Genomic DNA, 25,746 nt, shown 5'->3' on the forward strand with positions numbered 1-25,746 from the left:
ATTTAAAAACCAATTATTCACCGGCTTTCGGCACACTCAGTTTTGCCACCGTGTTTGCTTTGATGAAGCGGCTCAGATCAACACTCTGACCTTTGAACTGCACATCCACGGCAGCCGGTGCGCCGATTTTCAGACGGTAAGGTTCTGCGCCCGCAAATTCCAGGGTATCCCCTTTTTGTTTGGTGCCGCTGAAAATTTTTGTTCCTTTGTTATCGGTCACTTCCAGCCAGCAGGTGTTTTTGAAGGTCAGAACCAGACCATCCTGTGTCTGTGTGGTGGTCGGCAGTGTGCCGCCTTCGCTGTCCACGGCGCGGTTAACGACCGCCGGTACACGATCACTGCCCGGCAGCGGCACAATTTTGCTGCTGTCAATTTCCTGATCCTGCGGGGTGGCAGCCGATAATTCCAGTGCAGCGGTATTGGTATTACCCGCCGGTGCGGCATCCGGTGTGCCTGCCGGGGCATTCAGTGTCTGTGGTGCATCACCATCTGCCGGATCGGTACCCGGTGCATCTGCCGCGGCATTCACGGTAACATCATTCTGCTGTGCCAGTGAGGCAATATCGGCCTGTTGTGCCTGATACTGCTGCCACCACCATACCCCCACCAGCGCCAGAACCACCAGCAGTACCAGCCAGGTGAATTTCATCAGCCAGCCTTCGCGTTTTTTACGCTGACGACCGAGCGTCACACTTTTCATCGGCTGGACTTTGGTCATCTGAGCGGGTGCGATGTTATCAAGATAAGGCATGATTGCAGATTCAGGGATCTGCAGCAGCTTGGCATAGGTGCGGATATAACCGCGGATAAAGGTCGGGTTGGTTTCTTTCAGTGCATCTTCTTCGATTTCACGCACTGTAGTCAGTTTAAGACAAAGTCTGTCGGCGACTGTTTCCCGTGATAACTGAAGTTGTTCCCGACGTTGTGTTAAGAATTGGCCAAGAGTGAGTTGGAGATTATCTTGAGATTGAGAGTTATTCATGAGTTTCAGGACACAAACAGTTCTGGTTACGAGAAAGCGCGGAGATCTGCCTTTCCGCGCACCGAAGTTCCGTATTCCGGCATACAGCATGCCACCCGTAATAATAAAATAACCCTGAAAACAACATTACTTTTATATTGTTTTACAGACTCTTATCCGGCGGACACTCATAAGCCAAAATGTACTTTACCACACTATCACTGCCTGACGGGGAATTCACGGCTAAATTCAGGTATTTTTCCGCGATTTCAGGCTGCTGATCGCATTTTGCACTCAGCGCTGCGCCTGTCAGGGCACCGGTATGCTGCGGCTGTGCTTTCAGTACCCGGTCAAAATGATACCGTGCGGCATCATACCGGCCGGCCTGAAGATAAGCCTCACCCAGTGCAAGACGGGTACCGGTCGCAGCCGGTACTGTCTGTGTCACAGGGGCTGTCCGGCATCCTGCCAGCAGCATTACTGCAATTAAGCCCGGGGAATACGTCCTTATCATACTGCCTCCTTGTCTGTAAGGCAGGTATATTAACGTAAAGTGTCACCCGGGAGTGTTACTTAATATTACTGTCAGACTGCTTTGACAGCGATTGGTTCACCGGCCATGCGTTTTTTCAGTGTCCGTTTGGTCCGGTCGATAACATCCCCGGCCAGCTGTCCGCAGGCGGCGTCAATATCATCACCGCGTGTTTTACGGACAATGGTGGTAAAACCGTATTCCATCAGAACCTTGGCAAAGCGGTCAATCCGGCTGTTTGAGCTGCGCCCGTAAGGGGCGCCCGGGAACGGGTTCCACGGGATCAGGTTGATTTTGCTCGGTGTGTCTTTCAGACAGGCCGCCAGCTGATGTGCCTGATCCGTGCTGTCATTGATATGATCCAGCATGACGTATTCCACGGTCACACGACCGCCGTTCGCATTGGATTTTCCGAGATAACGGCGCACAGATGCCAGGAATGTCTCAATGTTGTATTTTTTGTTGATCGGCACGATTTCATCACGCACGTCATCGGTCGGTGCGTGCAGGGAAATGGCGAGCGCCACATCAATCATATCACCGAGTTTGTCCAGCGCCGGAACCACGCCGGAGGTGGAAATCGTCACGCGGCGTTTGGAGAGCCCGAAACCGAAGTCATCCAGCATGATTTCCATCGCCGGAACAACATGGGTCAGGTTCAGCAGCGGTTCACCCATCCCCATCATCACCACGTTGGTGATCGGACGGCGACCGCTGGATTTCAGGGAGCCGATGATTTTCGCGGCACGCCAGACCTGGCCGATAATTTCAGATACCCGCAGGTTGCGGTTAAAGCCCTGCTGTGCGGTTGAGCAGAATTTGCATTCCAGCGCACAACCGACCTGGGAAGAGACACACAGGGTGGCGCGGTCTTCTTCCGGGATATAGACAGTTTCCACTTCCTGGTCGCCGACACGGATAGCCCACTTGATGGTACCGTCCGCAGAACGCTGTTCTTCTGACACTTCCGGCGCACGGATTTCCGCCACCGCTTTCAGTTTGGTACGCAGCACTTTGTTGATATCGGTCATCAGATCGAAATCATCATAGCAATAGTGGTAAATCCACTTCATCACCTGGTCAGCACGAAAAGGCTTCTCACCCATATCGGCGAAAAACTGGCGCATCTCTTTGCGGGTCAGATCGAGTAAATTAATTTTTCCGTTGATTTTTTCAGGAGCAATCGGTGCGGAGCCTGTTGCACAGGCGTCTTGGGTGGTCAGTTCTGACATTGTTAACATTGCCTCGTTGTTACACTTTCGGCGGTGACACGCGGCGCGCATCACAGATACAGGAATAAGGATAGCCGCTGAAACGGACGGCGTCACGGATACGGCGGAAATATAAAAGCCCCGTATCATAACGGGGCGCGGCATTGTACAAACATTAACGGTGATATGGCAAATGAAAAAACCGGATACCGCATTTCAGTAATAAGATAATACATTATCCCACTCTTTACTGATACGGGATCGGTTTGAATCCGTTATTTTTTCAAACAACGGGTCACCGTAGCGGTGGCCTGTTTTATAAAAATCGCCGCCGATATGACACACCACGATATTATTCAGATAACATTGCTGATCTGCCGTTACCGGAATATCTGCGGCGGTTGATACCGCAACATTATCATCGGAAAACAGATATAACGCGCCGGTCTTACTGCCTTTTTTCAGGGTAAACCCGCTGTTATCGTTTACCGCGCGGTTTCCCCTTAATATGATCCCGCTCATCAGGGTTTTCCAGTTCACTGACACCGGGATAATACGGATATCGGTCAGGTCATCCCATGATTCATCAGCTACTTTCCGGTAATCGAGATACAGATGCTGATTATCGGTATACAATTTTTCCGGCAGTTTTTTATCCGGATTATCCGTAACCACACGCCTGAATGTGGCAGGATCCGCATCGTCCGAACGATAAAAACCATTGAAATAAACATGTTCTTTATCATACGCATAATTGTAATAGCGTGTATTTTCGGGGTACAACCTGAAACTGTCCGCGTCCTCACTGACCAGGTCCAGCCGGATATTATATTCACGGATATTATCACCAAACCAGCAACGCGGCGTCACCAGCGGTGTAATTGAAAAGTCCCCGCTGCTGCCCTGACAATCCGGGTCACGCAATGTGTTCATCGTGACATGATAAACCTTGCCGTTCTCTGCCAGAAAATGAACCCGGGTATTTGCGCTGAAAAAGAAATCGTTTAAATCCGCTTTGTCGTACTTTACTTTTCTGACAGCGTCATTATCCGCAGATTGCCCGAAGTTTTGCTCCCACAAAATAACATTTTCTTTCGGTGTGCATATTTTTCTGACGTTATTACCGTAATCTTCAATACAGTCCGGCCCGCCGCTTATCTGTGCGATAAAAAAAATACTGACAAGCAGTATACCGGCAATATAAATATATTTTTTCATACGGGTTCCCTGACAGCATAAAATATCCACATTAATTTTAATGTTTATAGCACAATCTCAGCGGAACAAAAATATAAGAGAGGACAGAGGCGGGAGCAGCCGGAACCTGCGGGAGGCTCCGGCTGAAATACGTGATCAGCGCGGGCAGATTTCATCTTCAGTGAAGAAATAGGCAATTTCACGGGCGGCGGATTCTTCCGCATCAGAGCCGTGTACCGCGTTTTCAGTGAAGCTGTCAGCGTAATCCGCACGGAGTGTACCGGCCAGTGCATTATCCGGATTGGTGGCGCCCATCAGGTCTCGGTGACGCTGCACAGCATTTTCCCCTTCCAGCACCTGTACCATTATCGGGCCGGAGGTCATAAATTCCACCAGACCATCAAAGAACGGACGGCCTTTGTGCTCAGCGTAGAATCCTTCCGCCTGTTCACGGGTCAGGTGCAGCATTTTGGCGGCGATAATACGGAAACCGGCGCTTTCAAAACGGTGATAAATGGCCCCGATAGCATTTTTCTTTACGGCGTTTGGCTTAATGATCGAAAATGTGCGTTGTACAGACATGAATTGACCTCATTGTGCGCTTGTGCGCTGTTGTCATTGTTATTTGCGGCTGACGGCAGACCGGTCCACACCTTGTGGTAAGGCGATGATTATACGGGCTCACCTCTGTTTCGCCTACAGTTACGCAACATTTTTGCAAAGTATTTCGCATAGCAGATCACAGATTTTTCGTCTGTATCACACTTTTTCCGCTGCTGTTCCCGCCGTTTCTGCTATTTCAGGGTAAAACTGACTGAACTGACCTGCCCGCTGAGATCCAGCACGGTCAGCTGATAACGCCCCGGGGTGTCCAGCGTCAGCAGCAGCGGCTCACCGGTTCCGGTACTGCCCGCCTGGTCGCCGTTAAGAAACCACCACTGAGTGCCCTCTCCGCCCTGCGTCACTACCCGCAGATCAAGGGTTTTCGCCAGCGGCAGACGGCGCAGCACATCCCCTTCGCGGATCCCGGAAATCAGCAGCGGCGCGGCTTCCACCCGTAACGGCGGACAGGTTTTGCTGACCGGCGGCAGACGGTGGCTGCGCCGCTCACCCGGCGGCAGCCAGCTTTCCAGCGCAATCGGCCACAGCGCCACGGTTTTCTCCTGTGCATCCGGACAATCCGGTGACACCCGCTCCCCCTGCCCGTTCACCCAAATCACGGCATTGGTGCCGGACAGACTTTCCTGCCCTGCGGACGGCAGTGTCGGCGGCACAGTATTATCCAGCACCAGCGCTATCCGTTGCTGACGGCAGTTCGGATCCTGCTTATCCGCCACCAGTCCTGACGGCCAGCAAATCATTTTACTGCTGACACTGATGGGTTTCGGATCCGGCAATTTTTTGCCGCCGCGTGCCCGCAGATAACTGTCCACCTGATACAGGATCGGGATCGCGGTTGCGAACCCGGCCTGTCCGGCTACCGGCGTGCCGTCCGGACGACCGACCCACACCCCGATGGTATAACGGTTATTCACCCCCAGCGCCCAGGCATCACGGTAGCCGTAACTGGTGCCGGTTTTCCACGCCAGCGGCACATCCTGCGCCAGCCGGTCATCCGCCAGCGGACGCGTCTCTCCGGCCATCACCCGGCGCGTGATCCATGCCGCGCCTGGGGAGATCAGTTGCCGCTCTGCCAGCGGATCCTCCGGACGAAAACGCACCGGTGCCACTTTGCCCTGACGGGCAAACGCGCTGTAGGCGGCGATCAGCTGATCCATCCGTGCCCCTGTCCCGCCCAGGATCAACGACAGGTTCGGATCACTGCCGAGCGGAAAACGCAGTTCCAGACCGACATTACGCAGTTTGGCACTGAAACGCTTCGGACCATAAACATCCAGTAACTGAACCACCGGCAGATTCAGGGAGCGGCGCAGTGCCTCACTGACACTCACCGGTCCGCTGAACCCGGTATCAAAGTTGCCCGGCCGGTAATCATTAAAGCGGCGCGGCACATCCTGTAACAGGGATTCACTGTGGATCAGCCCCTCATCCATTGCCAAGGCATATAAAAATGGTTTCAGTGTGGAACCCGGCGAACGCCAGGCGCTGTTTACATCCACATGCCCGAAACGGGTGTCATCAGAGAAATCGATAGAGCCGACATAGCCCTTCACACTCATATCGAGGTTATCCACCACCATAATGCCGAGTGAGGTTTTCTCCGGCAGCTGATATTTGCGGTTGCGGGCCATTTCCTCCAGCTGACGCTGAATGGCGGGATTGATAGTGGTGCGGATCACCGGGTCTTTCACTCCCTGCGCCACACGCCGTGCCAGCAGCGGCGCGGAATGTGGCACCTGGCGCGGTGCCAGCCAGATACTCTCCTGCTTTAAATCGTCCACTTTTGACTGCGGCCACACCTCAAATTCGGCCAGCCGGTCAAGCACCTTATTACGGGCCGCTTCCGCGCGCTGCGGATAACGATCCGGGCGCAGACGGCTCGGTGCCTGCGGCAGAACCGCCAGCAGTGCTGCTTCTCCGGCGGTCAGTTCCGACGGTGGTTTGCCAAGATACATCCAGCTCGCCGCACCAATACCTTCTACCGTGCCGCCGTACGGGGCGCGGTTAAGATACATCTCCAGAATCTCATCTTTGGAATAGTGCCATTCCAGCTGAATGGTACGGAAAACCTGTTTCAGTTTGCCGGTCAGCGTGCGGTCATGAGGGTCGATCAGACGGGCGACCTGCATAGAGAGCGTGCTGCCGCCGGAGACAATACGTCCGGAGGTCAGATCCTGCAACGCCGCGCGGCCGATAGCCACCGGGTTGATGCCCGGGTGCTGATAGAAATAGCGATCTTCGTATGTCAGAAGCGCTTCAATAAATTCCGGTGATACATCCTTCAGTGTGACCGGGTAGCGCCACACGCCGTTACTGTCGGCGAAACGCCACAGCGGTGATCCGTCCTCAGCCGTAACCGTACGCGCCATCACCACCTCATCCAGCGGCAAAGGCCAGATTTTATCGGTCAGCCAGAGCAGCGGCGGTGTCAGAACCATTGTTATCAGGCCGGTCAGCGCGAGACGTTTAAACCACACTTTCATGTATCAAACCGCATTATCAGAGTTCTTAAGATAAAAATGCCCTTATAACAGACTATAAGGGCATAAAACCTATTTTGCTGCCGCAGCCCGGAGGCTGCGGACAACAAACGGCGCTGTTAACGAACCACTTCCAGTGTTGCCGGTGTCACACCGGTGGCGCGCCAGGACGGAATATACATCGATTCCACCTGTGGTGCAGGAACACTGTATTTACCCGGAGTGACCGCGCGGGCCAGATAGACCAGCGTCACCGGACGGTACTCTTCCACCGCCACCTGGGAGACAAAGCGATCATCACGGTACTCGGTATGGCGGATATTGGCCTGCTGCATATCCTGAATAGCTTCGGCCAGATTCGGCGCACTGTCAGCCAGACTTGCACTGGCTGCCGCCAGGTTCTGGTTTTCCAGCTCCAGACCGGCCGGTAACAGATCCACCACCAGCGCATCCGGCACGTTGCGGTCGGCCTGAATATCCAGACGAACAGCCACCAGATCACCGCTGCTCAGGTGGCCAATGCTGATCGGGTTACCGTTCAGATCCATATACGTCCGTTTGATCTTCAGCACTTCCGATGACGGATGTGGTGCCTGCAGCGGATAACCAGTGATATTGACACGACCGAACAGCTCCGTATCACCCCGGTTTGCCACACTGATACCGTTATTCAGCTGTGCGGCAGAGAGGGTTTCACGCAGCGCACTGTCACGGCTGACCGCCGGGGCCTGCCCGTTGATCAGGGCAGACCACGGTTTTTCGCTCTGATTAATGTACTGACGACCTGCCAGGTACAGCGCGTTGCTCTCCTGCGTGGAGAAGTAACGGTTATTCTGTATCTCTGCAGAAAGTGCCTGCAACTTGCCGTAACGCTGATCCGCATTGGAATCCGCCTCACTCAGCAGGGCAATAATCATGGCATCATCACGTATAGTGCTGCCGTAATCGCCGGTATAGACGCTGTCACGGTTTTTCATCACACCCAGACGGATGGCTTCATTACCGCGATCCGCATCACCCATTTTCTTCAGGGCGATACCCAACTGCACCAGAGCCAGTCCGCTTGCGGCATCATCACGGCGCTGATACACCTGACGCAGCGCCCCGAGCGGTGCTTTCTGCTGCTGTGCCAGCACATAACCGGCATAGGCCTGTACCGCAAAGCGCATCTGGTCGCTGTTGCCGTAATAGTTACTGCTGATCACCGAGCGATCCTGTAAATAGCGCAGCAGGCGGTTATTGGCATTGCTCATGGCATCTGCCGGAACCTCAAAGCCGCGCTGTCCGGCACGGAACAGGAAGTCAGTCGCATACGCGGTCAGCCACGGCTCTTCCGCACCGCTGTTATCCCACAGGGAGAAACTGCCGTCACTGCGCTGCATGCCGAGCAGATGCGGGATACCGGTCATCACCGCCTGACGGCGTCCGGCATCAGTCTGGGTTTTAATGCCCAGTTTTTTCAGTTCCGCTTCAGAGGAGTACAGGGACGGATACAGCCCGCTCACCGTCTGTTCCAGACAGCCGTACGGATAGGCATAGAGTTCACGGATGTAACGCGAGATATCAAGCGGCGGACGGCTGGTCAGCGTCATTTCACCGGACACGGTATTGGCGTCCAGATAGCCGATCTGATCTGCCGGTAACGCCCATTCCCCGCTATTGCCGAGTGACATCGAGTAAGAAACGGTTTCAGCCGGATACGCCGGACGCACGCCGATTTTCCAGCTGTTTTTGTAGGTGTTGCTGCTGTCATCAGGAAGTTTCAGCCCTTTGACCGTCATAAACACCTCACCCTGACCAAAGCCGTTGGCGGCTTCAACCGGGACATTCACGGAAGTGCGCTGACCTTTCGCCAGCGTGACTTCTTTCTCTGCTGCCCCTTTGAGATGCACCATGCCGTCCGCGCTGAAATTCACGGTCAGATTCTGTGTTTCATCGGTCAGGTTGGTCAGATCCAGTGTCAGCTGCGAACGGTCACCGCCGGCCATAAAGCGCGGCAGCGCCATCTGGCTGATCACCGGTGCGGCAACAATCACTTTATTCTGCGCATGACCGAAATCTTCATCCGTCCAGGCTTGTGCCATCAGGCGCAGTTCGCCGTTGAAATCCGGAATCGACAGGGTAACGGTACCTTCACCCTGTGCATTCAGTTCCACCGGTGCCGCCTGCTGCGCGATAATCTGCACGTCGGTCAGCGGTTTCAGGCCGCCGCGATCGAGGTCATCACCGCCGTCGCCCCCGAACCGCAGTGTGCCGAGACGACCGCTGCCCTCAATCAGCTGACCATAGACATCATACTGATCCACACTGTAGCGCTTGCGACCGAAGAAGGCGTCATACGGATCCGGTGTTTTGTAGTCGGTGATATTGAGCACACCGGTATCCACAGCGGAAATCAGTACATTTACTTTTTCCGGTGCCGGTTTGCCGTCCTGTGCTTTCGCTTTGATTTTAACGGTCAGATCCTGATTCGGACGGATGCGGGCCGGAGTATCCAGTGTCACATCAATCTTACGGCCCGGGTCGGCCATCGGGATATGCAGAATACCGACCGCACGCTTGACGGTCGCCTGACGGGAGCTGTCCCCCGGACGGACAACCACCGCCGTCGCGTACAGGTCGTGACGTGTCCACGCTTTGTTCAGCGGGATTTCCACATCGGTGCCGCCTTCCGGCACATCCACTTCCTGCCACCACAGCGGGCCGTCACTGGATTCCAGCAGCACATAACCTTTACCGGCCTGCGGTGCGGTCACATTCAGTTTTACTTTATCACCGGCGTGATAATTTGGTTTATCCAGTTTCAGTTTCACCTGATCCGGACGAACCGCGCCGGTACCGCCGGTGTTATCCTGCCAGGAGTATCCGGCCCAGAAACGCACACTGCTGGTCAGCCCGGTGGACGGATCCACCACTTCCAGGCGGTATGCCCCCCAGGAGACCGGGACGGTCACTTTTGCGGTACCGTCTTTGGCAATACTGATTTTGTCATCAGACATTACGAGGTCTTTCTGATCATACCCGGATGACCAGCCTTCGGAGTCAGACCAGCGCCAGTAATAATCACGGCGCTCATAAATCAGACGCGCATTCAGATCATCTGCTTTTAACTTATTACCCTGACGGTCGGTATAGACAATTTCAAATTCAGCCAGTGAATCTTCATCCATACTGTACTGCGACACATATTTGTCAGTACGGTAGTCGTAAACCTCTTTTTTGGCGAAGAGCGGACGGATACCGGCCATTTTCGCCGCAGGCCATACCGCGACATCGGCACGGCGGGTCACCGGACGACCGCCGGTCTCCATCAGGCTTGCCTGGAGGATCAATTTAAACGGCGATTTCACCTCTTTCCAGTAATCATTACTGATGGTGAATGCCAGCTCGCCGCCATCATCCATGGTTTCGTCGAATTCATCCAGGGTGCGGGTCAGGCTCGCTTCCTGAATGTCACCGAATTCAAAGCCCGGCAGTTTGGCGGACGCTTCACGATCCGGGCGCATAAACAGCTGTCCGGTCAGCTGATTACCGGCAGCAGGCGCACCATAGAGATAATGACCTTCAATTTCAAAGTCGGCAGACTGCTGTGTGGTGATCGGCTGTTTGTCAGTTTTGATTTCCATTGCCATACGCTCAGGCATGAAATCTTCCACATTGACGCTGTAGAAGCGCGGCGTGTTATCCCCGAGATCAAAACGCAGTGTCAGCTTACCGGTTTCAATGTTTTCCGGAATCGCATACTGATACTGATAAAGACCGTTTTCCGGCTGCCAGACGAAGGTGGAGGCTACCTGTCCGTCGTTTTTCAGCACATCCACTTTGACAGGCTGATCTTTCACCGGATGGCCGTCACCGTCGCGCAGCAGGCCGTTGATCACCAGGGTTTCCCCCGGACGATACAGATCACGCGGACCAAAGACGAAGAATTGTTTTGCATAGCCCTGCGGACCGGCGATATCAAACTCTGCCAGGTCAAGCGCCGGGTTTTTCAGGTCGATCATACTGGTCTGGCCGTTATTAATCGCCAGTAACAGCGCGGCATCCGCCCCGCGATCCAGTTTGGCATGACCGCTGCTGTCGGTTTCTGCTTTGCTGAGAAGCTGACCTTTGCTGTCGAGCAAACGGATTTCCACGCCTTTCAGCGCGCTGCCTTTCGCCAGCGACTGCGTAAAGACATCCAGTTCATTCAGGTAACTGTGCATGGACACGCCGATATCACTCAGGGTAAAGAGTGTGGCAGGCATGGTGTAGCTGTAGCGCCCGGCCTGCTGCATCACCGCCAGATACACGCCCTCTTCCTGTAACGGCTTGATATCCTTCAGCGGGATCTGCATATTTTCGCGGGTGTTTTTCTGCGGATTGAGATCAAAACGCCCGGTATAGACCAAATCGGTATTATTCAGCAGATCATCCGAATTCCAGTACTGGAGATTGTTGCCGTACTGCCAGCTTGCGAGGAAAGAGGCCAGAGAATCCGGTTTGATGCGGTAGAAATTAACATCAATACTGTCCACGTTCAGCGCGAATACCGGTAATCCCTGTAAGACATCTGCCGGGAACAGTGAGCCGCGGCTGGCAAAGCCGACACTCGGCACCACATCCGCAGTGGTCAGTTTTAAATCGTAACCGTTAACCAGTGTGCGCTCATTGATACCGCGCACGCCGCGATCGATACTCAGCTGCAATTCCCGTGACGGCGGCAGATGGCGCATACGCAGTTCCATCAGATTATCCGACAGCTCCCAGGCACCTTCCAGCTTACCGTTTTTCACGTCCACCAGACGGGCAAACTGACTGAAATCCTGGTTCGGATCCAGCGGAACGGAGAAGGTCACCACCATCGTATTTGCGCCGTCAAGCTGGATCTCAGAGGCGTCGATGATAGTCACATCTTTCCAGGCATAGCGCTTACTCAGCTCTGCCAGTGATGCAGCATCCTGTGTTTTTTTCGCAGACGGGGAGGAAACAGATGAGGAAGACGGGTTTTCTTTATTATTAGCCGGCGTGCTGTCATTACTGCCCGCCGCCGTGGTGTTACTGCCGGTGTCATCACAACCCATGAGCGCCAGCGCTGAAGCAAGCAGCACTGCAATGCAGCGTTTTTTGCCGGGAGCCTGTCCTGCAATCGGAGAACGCATAATCAATCCTTTCTGGTGAGCCCGGAAAACGGGCACTTGTTCGGTATTATTTCACGAAGTGTAAACAAAGCCTAAACAAGCGTATAGTGCATTATTCTGAATATATGCACTATACATATTCACCATCCGGATAAATTATTGTTACGCTTCTGTTACCGGAATGGCATTGCGCAGCCAGCCACCAAGGCGGCGCTGATAAAATGCCTGAATGTGTTGTGTAAGGAAGTGTGTCAGCCCGTCATTCTCATCCGGGTTTAACAGACAAAAATCAATATGTTCCCCGTCAGCGAGGTGCTCCATCGCAGCCTCTGCCGCCTGGCGGATCACGGTATCCGCATCCTGTTCTTCGCTGAGTTCCAGCACAATCAGCAATACCGGTTCATCCGCGACAGTATTGTTTTTTTCGGCTGCCATTACCCAAAATGCACGGCGCACCGGTTTGTGCTGTTTAAACACACCGGTCAGTGCATCAAGCACCGCATCCGGTTTGTTCTCCGGCACACTCAGCAGCAGTGCGCTGCCCTGTTCAATCATTACTTCCTGTACCGGGAGTGTATCCGCCATTACAGAACTCCTTATTTCAGCATCTGTCTTCTTAAATATCACAGAAAAACGGTCACATGTTTATGTGACCGTTTTACCGCAGAATCAGCAGGGCAATGCCCGGTTACTGTCCGGCTTTTTTCAGCAGCAGTGCCGCCACGGTGCGTACACCATAGCCGGTGGCTCCCGCAGACCATAAGTCTGACGGTGCTTTGCGGTAAGTGGCTGAGCAGTCAATGTGCAGCCAGTTTTTGCGGTAATCTTCCACAAAGTGAGACAGGAATGCCGCTGCGGTACTTGCCCCGGCAGTATTCGGTGCCCCGGTGTTGCTCAGATCAGCAAAGGAGGACGGCATCTGACGGCGGTGGAATTCTGCCAGCGGCAGACGCCAGAACATCTCTTTTTCCTGATCAGCGGCTGACATCAGTTCATTGTACAGCGCATCATCGAAGCTCATCACCGCGTGATAGTCGTTACCGACGGCTGTTTTCGCCGCCCCGGTCAGGGTCGCTGCATCGATGATAAACCCGGCGTTATCTTTGTCCGCTTCAATCAGACCATCCGCCAGTACCAGACGCCCTTCCGCATCGGTATTCATGATTTCAACGGATTTACCGTTGCTGTAACGGATAATATCACCCAGTTTGAAGGCATTACCGCTCACCAGGTTATCCGCGATACACAGATACAGTTTGACGCGCTTTTGCAAGCCGCGGCTGATAGCCATTGCCAGTGCGCCGGTCAGGGTGGCAGCGCCGCCCATATCGGATTTCATGGAGTCCATGGAAGAGGACGGTTTCAGGCTGTAGCCGCCGGAATCAAAAGTAATCCCTTTACCGACCAGGCTGGCAAACACCGGCGCGTTTTCCTGTTTGCCCGGATTGTAATCCAGCGCCAGCAGTACCGGCGGACGCACAGAGCCGCGACCGACGGTGTGGATCCCCATATAGCCCTGCTCGCGTAAATCGTCCCCTTTGATGATACGGTAACCGACAGAATTGCAGGAAACGCCGCACAGCAGATCAACCGCACGCTGCGCCAGCTGTTCCGGGCTCAGTTCTTCCGCCGGGGTGTTAATGATATCGCGTACCCAGTCAATGATACGAATACGGTGTTCCAGTTCGGTTTTATCCGCTTCAGGTAATTCCGGCCATTCAATCGAGCGTGCGCCTTTCGGACCACGGAAGCCCTGCCAGAAGGCCCAACTGGTTTCCAGATCCCAGTTGCTGCCGCTCAGCACCACATTGCGGATGCCCTGACCGTCGATTTTGCGGCCCGCGCTCTGCACGGCGCACAGCATCCCTTTACGGCTTAAATGAACCGTCATTCCTTTGTCAGTCGCGCTGACCAGGGCTTTTTCTCCCCACGCCGGAGAAGCAGGTTCATACGATAAGGTTACAGGCATGATGAGTTGCGTCATTTCGTTCTCTCTTTTGACTTTTAGACTGCCGTAACAGTCAGATTTTTTTGAGGAATGCACGGCGTGCCGGTCTGCACAGGAGGCGGTAACAGCATACGCGCATCAGAGACCGCACGCTAACACAATTGTGCGGCCTGATGCGCGTAACAAAAGACATCATTCAAATTCGTCGAGCCAGACTAACAAAATTGCTTCTAACACTTTTTCGTTAGATTTTTCCGGTGCATCGTCAAATTCGTCCAGTTCGCAGATCCACTGGTGCATATCGGTGAAACGCACGGTTTTCGGATCCGTGTCAGGGTACAGATCATACAGTGCTTCGCCGATTTCACGGCTGTCCTGCCATTTCAGTCCCATTTCAGGCTCCTTTATCAGTGCTCACGCGCATGGTTGATGGTGTATTTCGGAATTTCCACCACCAGGTCTTCATCCGCGACTTTTGCCTGGCAGCTCAGACGGCTTTCCGGCTCCAGTCCCCAGGCTTTGTCCAGCATGTCATCTTCCAGCTCACTGCTCTCTTCCAGGGAGTCAAACCCTTCGCGGACGATACAGTGGCAGGTGGTGCAGGCACATGATTTCTCACAGGCATGTTCAATTTCGATACCGTTACGCAGGGCAACATCCAGAATTGACTCACCTTCATTTGCGTCGTATACCGCACCTTCAGGGCATAATGACTCATGCGGTAAAAAAACAATCTTAGGCATAATCTTCCCGTTATATCTCATCCACAGAGTGGCCCGCGAGTGCCTTGCGGACAGAATTGTCCATCCGGCGTGCCGCGAATACCTGTGTTTGCTTGTCCAGTTGTTTAATTGCGTTTTCAATGGCGGCTGGTGAGTCGCCTTCAACGCTCTCAATAAGCGCACCGACTGCCGCATCAATAGCCGCATTTTCATCGTCGCTCAGTAAATTGCCATCCTCTGAAAGTGCCTGAGTCAGGCTCTCCAGCAGGCGGGCGGCTTCCACTTTTTGTTCCGCCAGACGGCGGGTGGATAAATCGTTTTCTGCGTTTTCGAGTGAATCTTTGATCATCCCGGCGATATCGGTATCGCTCAGGCCGTAAGACGGTTTTATCTGGACTGAGGCCTGCACACCGGTGGATTTCTCCAGTGCGCTGACACTCAGCAGCCCGTCCGCATCCACCTGGAAGGTGACGCGGATATGGGCGTTACCGGCGGCCATCGGCGGGATACCGCGCAGGGTGAAACGCGCCAGGGAACGGCAGTCGCTGACCATTTCCCGCTCGCCCTGTAACACATGAATGGTCATGGCGGTCTGACCATCTTTAAAGGTGGTGAATTCCTGGGCACGGGCCGCCGGGATGGTGGTATTGCGCGGAATGACTTTTTCCACCAGGCCGCCCATGGTTTCCAGCCCCAGCGAGAGCGGGATCACATCCAGCAACAGCATGTCACTGTCCGGTTTGTTACCGGCCAGAATATCCGCCTGAATCGCGGCACCGATAGCAACCACTTTATCCGGGTCAATCGAAGTCAGCGGCTCTTTGCTGAAGAACTCACCGACCAGCTCACGCACCAGCGGTACGCGGGTTGACCCGCCGACCATCACCACTTCGCGGACTTCATCCTGATCCGTTCCCGCATCTTTCAGGGCACGGCGGCAGGTCATCAGGGTTTTTCTGACCAACGGACGAATGCGTTCCTCAAACATGTCACGGGTCAGTACACCCTGCCAGCCATCCAGTGTAATTGTGGTTTGTGCGGCATCGGACAGTGCAATTTTAGCTTCCGCCGCCGCGTTTAATACTTCGCGGTGCTGCGAATGCCCCTGCGACTGAATGCCGCGTTGTTCATAAATCCAGTCAGCGATCAGGTTATCGAAATCATCGCCGCCGAGCGCGGTATCACCGCCGGTCGCCAGCACTTCAAACACACCACGGCTCAGACGCAGCACAGAGATATCAAACGTACCGCCGCCGAGATCATAAACCGCAATCACCCCTTCCTGACCGGAATCCAGTCCGTAGGCGATAGCTGCCGCTGTCGGCTCATTCAGCAGACGCAACACGTGTAACCCGGCAAGACGGGCAGCATCTTTGGTGCCCTGACGCTGCGCATCATCGAAATAGGCAGGGACGGTGATCACCACGCCATCCAGTTCACCGCCAAGGGTTTCCTGCGCGCGCTGTGCCAGCACGGACAGAATATCCGCCGAAACACGGACAGGATCTGTCAATCCGGCTGCGGTGCGGATGATTGGCAGGCCGTTTTCGCCCGCCTGTAACTGATACGGTAAATCAGGGTAGCGCTGCGTGATATCGGTCAGTGAGCGTCCCATCATGCGTTTGACAGAGATAATGGTATTCTGAGGATCTGCCGCTGCGTTTGCACGGGCATCCCAGCCGACCAGGCGGCTGTCCGCGCTGTACTGCACGACAGAAGGCAGTAAATAACGCCCTTCGTGGTCGGGCAGCACGTCTGTTTCACCACTGCGCACAGTGGCGACCAGTGAATGAGTGGTGCCTAAATCAATACCCGCAGCAAGGCGGCGCTGATGCGGGGCGGGAGCCTGTCCCGGTTCGCTGATTTGTAACAGTGCCATATTTTCCCCTAGAAACTGTCGAGCAAACGTTCTTCAAGATTTTCAATTTGTTGCGTCAGTTTACTTAAAAATCGTAATTTACGCACGCTGTCCGCCGCAGCGGCCCACTCTTCGTCATCCAGCTGACGAATCATCTCTGCCATCCGGGTTTTTGTCATTTTAGTGATAATGGCAGCAAAACCGGCCAGTTCATCACTGTCCTGTTTCTGTTCAATGATATCGAGGGCTTCGCGCAGCTCCAGCTGCTCCATCAGAAATGCGGTATCATGCATTGTGTGCTGTTCATTATTGATATCAATATCATGTAACAGCAGCATATATTCCGCACGTTTCAGGGGATGTTTCAGGGACTGATAGGCGTCATTGATGGTCGCGGCCATCGTCAGTGCCTGCGCTTGTTCTTTCGCATCACCGGCAGCAAATCTGTCCGGGTGATACTGGCGCTGCAAATCCTGATAACGACCGGCAAGTACCTGAGTGTCAAGGTCATAACGCACAGGCAGGCTGAACAGGGAAAAATAGTTCATCGTGTTCTCTTCGCGGATAAATGGATCAGTTAAACGTGGAAACTCTCGCCGCAGCCGCATTCGCTGTTGACGTTCGGGTTATTGAATTTAAACCCTTCGTTTAACCCTTCCTTCACGAAATCCACTTCCGTACCGTCAAGATACACAATACTTTTTCCGTCGATGATCACTTTTACGCCGTGATCTTCAAAGACGACATCATCTTCATTAATGACATCGGCAAATTCAAGTACGTAAGCCATACCAGAGCAACCGGAGGTTCTCACGCCTAACCGCAGACCTACTCCTTTACCACGGTTTGCCAGAAAACTGGTGACCCGGTTTGCCGCACTTTCTGTAAGAGAAACGGACATTACACACCTCGCTCTATAAACCAGTATGGCGGATGACCGATGAGATCAGTATCCGCCATTATTTTATTGTTTTACCTGCTGCATATCAGCAGCGGCGGGCTATTAGTTGCCCCGGCGTTTACTTTTGTAATCCGCAATTGCTGCTTTGATCGCATCTTCAGCCAGAATCGAGCAGTGAATTTTCACCGGCGGTAATTCCAGTTCTTCCGCAATCGCGGTATTTTTGATGGCTTCTGCTTCATCCAGGGTCTTCCCTTTCATCCACTCAGTCACCAGTGAGCTTGACGCAATCGCCGAGCCGCAGCCGTAGGTTTTGAAACGCGCGTCTTCAATCACGCCGTTATCGTCAACTTTGATCTGTAACTTCATCACGTCACCACAGGCCGGTGCCCCCACCATGCCGCTGCCGACAGTCGGGTCTTCGTTGTCGAATGAGCCGACGTTGCGCGGGTTTTCGTAGTGATCGATTACTTTATCGCTATAAGCCATTGTTTATACTCCTGAAACCGTCTGATTAGTGGTGTGACCATTCAATGCTGTTAATATCAACACCTTGCTTGTGCATTTCCCACAGCGGGGAAAGATCGCGCAGGCGGCCAATTGCGTTATGGATAAGTTTGATAGCATAGTCAATCTCTTCCTCTGTCGTGAAACGACCCAGAGAGAAGCGGATTGAGCTGTGCGCCAGTTCGTCGGTCATACCCAGGGCACGCAGAACATAAGACGGCTCCAGGCTGGCGGACGTACAGGCAGAACCGGATGATACCGCGAGGTCTTTCAGCGCCATCATCAGGGATTCACCCTCAACATAGTTGAAACTGACGTTAAGAATATTCGGTGCGGAATGCTCCGGGCAACCGTTCAGATAAGTTTCTTCGATATCTTTGATACCGTTCCACAGACGCATACGCAGTGCGGACAGACGCTCAGCTTCCGCGGCCATCTCTTCTTTGGCGATACGGTAAGCTTCACCCATACCGACAATCTGATGCACTGCCAGAGTACCTGAACGCATACCGCGCTCGTGACCACCACCGTGCATCTGCGCTTCAATGCGGATACGCGGCTTGCGGCGGACATACAGTGCGCCGATACCCATCGGGCCGTAAATCTTATGGCCGGAGAAGGACATCAGATCCACTTTCAGTTTGCTTAAATCAACCGGGACTTTACCGACGCTCTGGGTGGCATCCACATGGAAAATGATCCCTTTGCTGCGGCACAGTTCACCGATAGCGCCGATATCCTGAATCACACCAATTTCGTTATTCACATGCATGATGGAAACTAAAATGGTGTCCTCACGCATTGCGGCTTCGAGTTCAGCCAGGTCGATCAGGCCATTACGCTGCGGCGCAAGATAGGTCACTTCAAACCCTTCGCGCTCTAACTGACGGCAGGTATCGAGTACCGCTTTGTGCTCAGTTTTACAGGTAATAATGTGCTTGCCTTTTTTCTCATAGAATTTGGCAGCCCCTTTGATCGCCAGGTTGTCAGACTCGGTGGCACCGGAAGTAAACACGATTTCACGCGGATCAGCACCGACCAGATCAGCAATCTGGTTACGGGCAATATCGACGGCCTCTTCGGCCTGCCAGCCAAAGCGGTGGGAACGTGACGCCGGGTTGCCGAAGATGCCGTCCATTGTGAGGCATTGCATCATTTTTTCAGCAACACGCGGATCAACCGGGGTGGTTGCTGAGTAATCTAAATAAATCGGTAATTTCATCGCTCAATTGCTCCATGAACTACGGTTGCGTTGTTAACGCAGGTTTCTGCTTATGCTTGCAGATTGATAATCGTTTCGTTAATTGCCAGATTATGTGCACGACGTTTATCATCCTGGCGATCAGCAACATCAATCACTTCTTTATGATTTACTAACTCTTCCAGACTGATACTGCTTAGGAAATCAGTAATACGGTCACTCAGGTCACGCCACAGCGCGTGTGTCAGACAGCGGTCACCGCCCTGACAGCCTTCCCGGGTTCCCTGACAGCGGGTCGCATCAACGGATTCATCGACGGCTGAGATGACCTGAGCAATGAAAATTTCACCGGCACCGCGTGCCAGAAGATACCCGCCGCCCGGCCCGCGAACGCTGGAAACCAGCTCGTTTTTACGCAGACGGGAGAAGAGTTGCTCAAGATAAGAGAGGGAGATACCCTGACGTTCAGAAATGTCAGCCAGTGGTACGGGCCCCTCATGGGAGTGCAGCGCTACGTCGAGCATAGCGGTTACCGCATAGCGCCCTTTTGATGTCAGTCTCATAACCGGATCCCCGTGATAAATGGTGAAGAAATTGTGTCATTCCTGAGTAATTTAGTCAACTATTTAACCCAGTAATTTACTCAACTATTTTTTCGCCCATTTCTCAACAGAAGTCAGGATACCCCGCAGGATATTCAGCTCCTGTGTTTCCGGATGCGCGCGGGTAAATAAGCGGCGCAGACGGTTCATAATCTGACCCGGGTGTGCTTTGCGGATAAAACCGGATTCATTGAGAACCGATTCCAGATGCGTGTAAAACCGCTCCATATCATCCGCCGGCGGATAGTGTACCTCATCTGCCTCATCATTATTTGCCGGTTCGCTCTCAGTTTGAGAGGCAAGAAATGCCATCCGGATCTCATAACTGACCAGTTGCACCGCCATTGCCAGGTTCAGCGAGCCGTATTCCGGGTTGGTCGGAATATAAAGGTGATAATTACACTTCTGTAATTCATCGTTGGTCAGCCCGACCCGTTCACGGCCGAAAATAATCGCGACCGGTGCGGTCTGTGCGATTTTAACACTTTTTTCCCCGCATTCACGCGGTTCAACCATCGGCCACGGCAGCGTACGCGACCGGGCACTGGTGCCGATCACCAGTTCACAGCCGGCAATCGCCTCATCCAGAGTACTGACAATTTTTGCATTGCCGATAACATCACTGGCACCGGCAGACAGCGCGATGGCGTGCGAGTCCGGTTGTACCTGCGGATTGACCAGATAAAGGTTGGATAACCCCATTGTTTTCATCGCCCGCGCAGCGGAGCCCATATTGCCTGTATGTGAGGTTTCCACCAGGACGATTCGGATATTTTCGGACATAACACACTTTCTTTGAGAAATTATCGCAATATCTTAACACAAGAATAGTCAGATTGACGATCACCTGTTATACTCTGCCGCGTTTATTTTCGTTCTTTAACATCCCGGTGGACAACCCCATGCATCCGATGCTTACCATCGCCATACGTGCTGCACGTAAGGCCGGCAACCTGATTGCCAAACACTATGAAATGCCTGACACTGTTGAGACTACTCAGAAAGGTGCCAATGACTTTGTGACTAATATAGATCGCGAAGCCGAGCAGATGATTATCGAGATCATCCGCAAATCTTATCCGGCACATACCATTATTTCTGAAGAGTGCGGCCTGTCGGCCGGCGAAGAAAGCGACATGGAATGGGTTATTGATCCCCTGGATGGCACCACCAACTTCGTTAAACGTCTCCCGCACTTCGCGGTATCTATCGCATTCCGTATCAAAGGCCGCACTGAAGTGGCGGTTGTTTACGATCCGATGCGTAACGAATTATTCTCTGCTGTCCGTGGTCAGGGCGCACAGTTAAACGGCTACCGTCTGCGCGGCGCCACTGCCCGTGATCTCGACGGCGCGGTACTGGCGACCGGCTTCCCGTTCAAAGCCAAACACCACGCTGATACCTATATCAAAATTCTCGGCAAACTGTTCACCCGTTGTTCAGATTTCCGCCGCACCGGCTCTGCCGCACTGGATCTGGCGTATCTCGCTGCCGGCCGTGTGGACGGTTTCTTTGAAATCGGCCTGAAACCATGGGATTTCCTCGGCGGTGAACTGCTGGTCCGTGAAGCGGGCGGTATCGTTACTGATTTCACCGGTGATCACCGTTATATCGACAGCGGTAACATCGTTGCAGGCAGCCCGCGCGTGGTCCGCGAACTGCTGGCAGAAATGCGTGATGAGCTGACTGAGTCACTGAAACGCTGATTCTGTTCCGCCAGATGTGAAAAAGGGTTATGACTTTCGTCATAACCCTTTTTTATTATGCGTTTTCCGGGGTCTGCGGCCGGACTTTCGGGCGCAGGAACAGCGCAGGAACCACCGTCAGCGCCATCAGATAAAATATTCCGCCGTGGATATCCTCATACAGATACCCCGCCACCAGCGTCATCACCGCAATCGCCCCGCCCATTGCCAGCGCGGAATACGCCGCCTGTAACGGAATGATTTCCGTGGATTTGCGCGCACCGATAAAGCGCATCGCCGCCAGATGGCATACAGTATAGGTGCCGCTGTGCAGGATCTGCGCCACAATCAGCACCGGCAGCGCCGCCGACATGCCCAGCAGTGACCAGCGCAGAATACCGCAGATACCGGAAAGCAGTAACAGGCTGGCCGCACTCCAGCGGCGGAACAGTTTATTACTGAAGGTAAAGACAATCACTTCCGCCACCACGCCCAGTGACCAGAGATAACCAATCGCGGCATCAGAATAGCCGACTTTCTGCCAGTAAATCACACTGAAACCGTAATAAGCGGCATGTGCCCCCTGTAACAGACTCACACACAGCAGAAAACGAACAACGGCATTATCTTTCAGCAGAACACGGAAACTCACCTGCGGCCCGCGCTGTTTCATTTCCCCGGACGGCATAATGCGCGGACGCAGCAGCGACGTCAGCAGCAGTGAACCGGTACTGACCACTAATGCTGCCAGGATCACCTCATGCTTCCAGATATCCATCAGCATCCCGGTAACCGAGGTGGCAATGATAAAGGCCACTGAACCCCAGACACGGATCGAGCCGTAGTCCATCGGGAACTGTTTTTGCCAGGTCGCGGCGAGAGAATCCCCCAGCGGGATCATCGGGGAGAAAAAGAGGTTGAATCCGGCCATGACAAAGAAGAGCCAGAGCCAGTGCGAGCCGAAATAAAACGCCACCGCGAACAGAAAAGCGCAGAGCGCCATCAGCCTCAGGGCAAAAATCAGCCGTGACGGATCTTTAAACAGCGGTGTGATAAACAGGCTGCCAACGAAACGCGCCACCAGCCCCACACTGAGCAGCATACCGACCGTTGCCACATCATGCCCTTCACCTTTCAGCCATGCGCCCCAGTAGGGAAGAAAAATTCCGTAGGAAAAAAAATACGTAAAATAATCAAGCGCCAGCCAGAGCGATGACGGAACAAACATCTGCCTCTCCTTTCAGGAATACAAAAAACCCGCTCGCGGCGAACGAAGCGGGTTTTGGTTACATCAGATTGGTAACGCGATTATGCGTAAACCGGATATTTCGCGCAGATAGCCAGAACTTTTTGTTTCACAGCTTCAATGGTCGCTTCATCATTGAGGTTATCTAGCACGTCACACATCCAGCCGGCCAGTTCACGGGCTTCTGCTTCTTTGAAGCCGCGGCGGGTAATTGCCGGGGAACCGACACGGATACCGGAAGTCACAAACGGGCTCTTCGGATCGTTCGGTACACTGTTTTTGTTGACAGTGATGTTAGCACAGCCCAGTGCAGCATCGGCATCTTTACCGGTGATGTCTTTGTCGACCAGATCCACCAGGAACAGATGGTTCTCAGTACCGCCGGACACCACTTTATAACCACGGTTCAGGAAGACTTCAACCATTGCTTTGGCATTTTTCACAACCTGGACCTGATTTGCTTTAAATTCAGGCTCCATTGCTTCTTTTAACGCCACTGCTTTACCGGCGATAACGTGCATCAGCGGACCACCCTGGTTGCCCGGGAATACCGCTGAGTTCAGTTTTTTGTACAGATCTTCATCACCGCCTTTCGCCAGGATCATCCCGCCGCGCGGACCCGCCAGGGTTTTGTGCGTGGTGGTGGTGACAACGTGAGCATGCGGAACCGGGTTAGGATAAACACCCGCAGCAACCAGACCGGCTACGTGGGCCATATCAACAAACAGGTAAGCACCGATGCTGTCAGCGATTTCGCGCATTTTCGCCCAGTCAACCACACCGGAATAAGCAGAGAAGCCGCCGATGATCATTTTCGGCTGATGTTTTTTCGCCTGTTCAGCGACATCGTCATAATCGATTTTACCGGCAGAATCGATACCGTAAGGGACGATATTGTACAGTTTACCGGAGAAGTTTACCGGAGAGCCGTGAGTCAGGTGACCGCCTTCCGCTAAATTCATCCCTAATACAGTATCGCCCGGTGACAGCAGTGCGGAGTACACTGCAACGTTAGCCTGGGAGCCTGAGTGCGGCTGAACGTTGGCATAATCTGCGCCGAACAGTTCTTTTGCACGGTCAATCGCCAGTTGTTCCACGATATCCACATATTCGCAGCCGCCGTAGTAGCGTTTGCCCGGATATCCTTCCGCATATTTGTTGGTGAGCTGGGAGCCCTGAGCTTCCATAACGCGCGGGCTGGTGTAGTTCTCAGAGGCAATTAATTCAATGTGCTCTTCCTGACGACGATCTTCGTCTTTCATCGCCTGCCAGAGTTGTGGGTCGTAATCTGCAATATTCATTTCACGCTTTAACATTCGCTTCTCCTGACTCGCCTGATGCCGATAAAAAAACACCCCTTTCCGGGGACGAATGCCCTACAGTGTAAACCCTTTTTCTGAATTGAGATAGCCCCGGAAACAAAAAATACGCAAACGATTGCATGTCGGTAAAATCAGGTAATTAGCATACTTATTATTTCATAAGAATATCCTGTCCATCGGACACAATACCGGATTTGTGATCCCCCCTTACCCACGCTCACTGATCAATTTCGCTATTTTCAGCGGATTTTCAGAAACAGCAGAAAAATTTGCGCTTTACAAATTCTGCCCTGCATTATAAGTTGCATAAAAAATACATGTTATAAATTTCACACTGATGTGATGCTTTTTCAGGAGCCCTGCTATGCTCGATGCACAAACTATCGCCACCGTAAAATCCACTGCCCCGCTGATTGCCGCCACCGGCCCGAAACTGACCGCCCATTTTTATGACCGTATGTTTCGTCAGCATCCGGAATTAAAAGATATCTTCACCATGAGCCACCAGCAGAATGGTGCGCAGCGTGAAGCGTTGTTTAATGCGGTCTGCGCCTATGCCATGAATATTGATAACCTCGGCGCACTGGGCGCGGCAGTGGAAAAAATTGCCAATAAACATGCCAGTCTGATGATCAAACCTGAGCATTACCCGATTGTCGGGGAAAACCTGCTTGCCACCATTGAAGAGTTACTCAATCCGGGTGAAGAAGTGCTGACCGCCTGGGGTAAAGCGTATGGCGTACTGGCAGATATCTTTATTCAGCGTGAAGCCGGGTTATATCAGGAAAAAGCGGCGTCACAGGGCGGATGGGAAGGACTGCGTGAATTCCGCGTGATCCGCAAACAGCCGCAGAGTGAACTGATCACCAGTTTTGAACTGGCACCGGTTGATGGCAAGCCTGTCGCGGATTACCGTCCGGGGCAGTATATCAGTGTCTATATCAATGACGAGGCGCTGGAAAATCAGGAAATCCGCCAGTACTCTCTGACACAGGCACCGGACGGTAAAACCTACCGTATTGCGGTCAAACGTGAGGACAAAGGCACGATTTCCGGCTGGCTGCACGCCAATGTGCAGGAAGGTGATGTGATCAGACTGACGCCGCCGCTGGGGGATTTCTTCCTGGAAGCAAAAAAAGAAACGCCGGTGGTTCTGATTTCCGCCGGGGTCGGCTTAACACCAATGATGGCTATGCTGCAAACACTCACCGCACAACAGCATCCGGCGGACGTGACCTGGCTGCATGCGGCAGAGCACGGCGGTGTGCATGCCTTTGCGGAGGAAGTAAACCGGTTTGGTGCTCAGCTGCCGGCGTTCAGCCAGACCGTCTGGTACAGAGAGCCGCGTGCTGATGAAGCGCATCCGCACCTGACCGGGCTGATGGATTTAACCGCTCAGCAGGATATCCTGCTCAGTAAAACCCGCCATTATTACCTGTGCGGCCCGGTGGCCTTTATGCAGCACATTGCGCGTCAGCTGACCGCCATGGGCGTCAGTGCAGACCAGATCCATTATGAATGTTTCGGTCCGCACAAAGTTTTATAATCGCGACAGAACAACAATAACAACACGCTGAGTATTCAGCGTATGTGCTGAAGTAAATGCACATTTGAGTAACAGTGACATAACCG

22 protein-coding genes are annotated in these 25,746 nt (G+C 53.3%); 2 read left to right on the forward strand and 20 right to left on the reverse strand.

Annotated features, from left to right (window positions below):
• Positions 1-13 precede the first annotated feature (13 nt).
• From rodZ to trmJ, 18 genes are all read right to left on the reverse strand, one after another.
• Positions 14-1,072 carry a cytoskeleton protein RodZ gene (gene rodZ, locus N7387_RS01185; protein ID WP_346658582.1) on the reverse strand — a complete coding sequence of 353 codons (1,059 nt, stop codon included), beginning with the start codon at positions 1,070-1,072 and terminating at the stop codon, positions 14-16.
• 52 nt (positions 1,073-1,124) lie between these two features.
• The gene (locus N7387_RS01190; protein WP_152689691.1) at positions 1,125-1,475 is read right to left on the reverse strand and encodes a tetratricopeptide repeat protein; all 351 of its coding nucleotides are present in this window, start codon (positions 1,473-1,475) and stop codon (positions 1,125-1,127) included.
• Between the two features lie 71 nt (positions 1,476-1,546).
• Positions 1,547-2,725: a bifunctional tRNA (adenosine(37)-C2)-methyltransferase TrmG/ribosomal RNA large subunit methyltransferase RlmN gene (locus N7387_RS01195; RefSeq protein WP_262858819.1), complete on the reverse strand. Its 1,179-nt coding sequence runs from the start codon at positions 2,723-2,725 to the stop codon at positions 1,547-1,549.
• Between the two features lie 195 nt (positions 2,726-2,920).
• Positions 2,921-3,922 carry a hypothetical protein gene (locus tag N7387_RS01200; protein ID WP_279796191.1) on the reverse strand — a complete coding sequence of 334 codons (1,002 nt, stop codon included), beginning with the start codon at positions 3,920-3,922 and terminating at the stop codon, positions 2,921-2,923.
• A 135-nt stretch (positions 3,923-4,057) separates the two neighbouring features.
• A complete protein-coding gene (ndk, locus tag N7387_RS01205) occupies positions 4,058-4,483 on the reverse strand; it encodes a nucleoside-diphosphate kinase (protein ID WP_004236924.1) in 426 nt (141 codons plus the stop codon).
• A 212-nt stretch (positions 4,484-4,695) separates the two neighbouring features.
• The gene (gene pbpC, locus N7387_RS01210) at positions 4,696-7,005 is read right to left on the reverse strand and encodes a peptidoglycan glycosyltransferase PbpC (protein WP_279796192.1); all 2,310 of its coding nucleotides are present in this window, start codon (positions 7,003-7,005) and stop codon (positions 4,696-4,698) included.
• A gap of 116 nt (positions 7,006-7,121) precedes the next feature.
• A complete protein-coding gene (locus N7387_RS01215) occupies positions 7,122-12,143 on the reverse strand; it encodes an alpha-2-macroglobulin (RefSeq protein WP_279796193.1) in 5,022 nt (1,673 codons plus the stop codon).
• A 141-nt stretch (positions 12,144-12,284) separates the two neighbouring features.
• A complete protein-coding gene (locus tag N7387_RS01220) occupies positions 12,285-12,707 on the reverse strand; it encodes an enhanced serine sensitivity protein SseB C-terminal domain-containing protein (protein ID WP_279796194.1) in 423 nt (140 codons plus the stop codon).
• Between the two features lie 103 nt (positions 12,708-12,810).
• Entirely contained in the window at positions 12,811-14,106 is a 1,296-nt protein-coding gene (gene pepB / locus N7387_RS01225; RefSeq protein WP_279796195.1) for an aminopeptidase PepB, read from the reverse strand.
• Positions 14,107-14,262: 156 nt separating this feature from the next.
• Positions 14,263-14,463, reverse strand: a complete 201-nt coding sequence (gene iscX / locus N7387_RS01230) for a Fe-S cluster assembly protein IscX (RefSeq protein ID WP_024473937.1) — start codon at positions 14,461-14,463, stop codon at positions 14,263-14,265.
• 14 nt (positions 14,464-14,477) lie between these two features.
• Positions 14,478-14,813 carry an ISC system 2Fe-2S type ferredoxin gene (fdx, locus tag N7387_RS01235; protein ID WP_046892506.1) on the reverse strand — a complete coding sequence of 112 codons (336 nt, stop codon included), beginning with the start codon at positions 14,811-14,813 and terminating at the stop codon, positions 14,478-14,480.
• A 10-nt stretch (positions 14,814-14,823) separates the two neighbouring features.
• Positions 14,824-16,671, reverse strand: a complete 1,848-nt coding sequence (hscA, locus tag N7387_RS01240; protein ID WP_262882084.1) for a Fe-S protein assembly chaperone HscA — start codon at positions 16,669-16,671, stop codon at positions 14,824-14,826.
• A gap of 8 nt (positions 16,672-16,679) precedes the next feature.
• Positions 16,680-17,198 (reverse strand): co-chaperone HscB, encoded by a 519-nt coding sequence (gene hscB, locus N7387_RS01245; RefSeq protein ID WP_279796197.1) that lies wholly within the window; start codon positions 17,196-17,198, stop codon positions 16,680-16,682.
• Between the two features lie 29 nt (positions 17,199-17,227).
• Positions 17,228-17,551, reverse strand: coding sequence for an iron-sulfur cluster assembly protein IscA (gene iscA, locus N7387_RS01250; protein WP_004236935.1), 324 nt, complete (start codon positions 17,549-17,551; stop codon positions 17,228-17,230).
• Between the two features lie 102 nt (positions 17,552-17,653).
• Entirely contained in the window at positions 17,654-18,040 is a 387-nt protein-coding gene (gene iscU, locus N7387_RS01255; RefSeq protein WP_004236936.1) for a Fe-S cluster assembly scaffold IscU, read from the reverse strand.
• A 25-nt stretch (positions 18,041-18,065) separates the two neighbouring features.
• Positions 18,066-19,280 (reverse strand): IscS subfamily cysteine desulfurase, encoded by a 1,215-nt coding sequence (locus N7387_RS01260; RefSeq protein ID WP_262861830.1) that lies wholly within the window; start codon positions 19,278-19,280, stop codon positions 18,066-18,068.
• 50 nt (positions 19,281-19,330) lie between these two features.
• Positions 19,331-19,822: a Fe-S cluster assembly transcriptional regulator IscR gene (iscR, locus tag N7387_RS01265; protein WP_132275522.1), complete on the reverse strand. Its 492-nt coding sequence runs from the start codon at positions 19,820-19,822 to the stop codon at positions 19,331-19,333.
• A gap of 84 nt (positions 19,823-19,906) precedes the next feature.
• Complete coding sequence (gene trmJ, locus N7387_RS01270) at positions 19,907-20,644, reverse strand: tRNA (cytosine(32)/uridine(32)-2'-O)-methyltransferase TrmJ (protein ID WP_274369165.1); 738 nt, start codon at positions 20,642-20,644, stop codon at positions 19,907-19,909.
• Between the two features lie 119 nt (positions 20,645-20,763).
• Between trmJ and suhB the strand changes: the two genes are divergently transcribed.
• A complete protein-coding gene (gene suhB, locus N7387_RS01275; protein ID WP_262858829.1) occupies positions 20,764-21,567 on the forward strand; it encodes an inositol-1-monophosphatase in 804 nt (267 codons plus the stop codon).
• Positions 21,568-21,622: 55 nt separating this feature from the next.
• Here suhB and N7387_RS01280 read toward each other — a convergent pair whose 3' ends face one another.
• Both N7387_RS01280 and glyA read right to left on the reverse strand, forming a co-directional pair.
• Complete coding sequence (locus tag N7387_RS01280) at positions 21,623-22,774, reverse strand: 3-phenylpropionate MFS transporter (RefSeq protein ID WP_274369167.1); 1,152 nt, start codon at positions 22,772-22,774, stop codon at positions 21,623-21,625.
• Positions 22,775-22,854: 80 nt separating this feature from the next.
• On the reverse strand, positions 22,855-24,108 hold the full coding sequence (gene glyA / locus N7387_RS01285; RefSeq protein WP_279796198.1) for a serine hydroxymethyltransferase: 1,254 nt from the start codon (positions 24,106-24,108) through the stop codon (positions 22,855-22,857).
• Positions 24,109-24,478: 370 nt separating this feature from the next.
• Between glyA and hmpA the strand changes: the two genes are divergently transcribed.
• A complete protein-coding gene (hmpA, locus tag N7387_RS01290; protein WP_279796199.1) occupies positions 24,479-25,660 on the forward strand; it encodes an NO-inducible flavohemoprotein in 1,182 nt (393 codons plus the stop codon).
• The last annotated feature ends 86 nt before the right edge of the window (positions 25,661-25,746 follow it).

The sequence above is a fragment of the Morganella sp. GD04133 genome (genome assembly GCF_029835375.1).
GTDB lineage: Bacteria > Pseudomonadota > Gammaproteobacteria > Enterobacterales > Enterobacteriaceae > Morganella > Morganella morganii_B.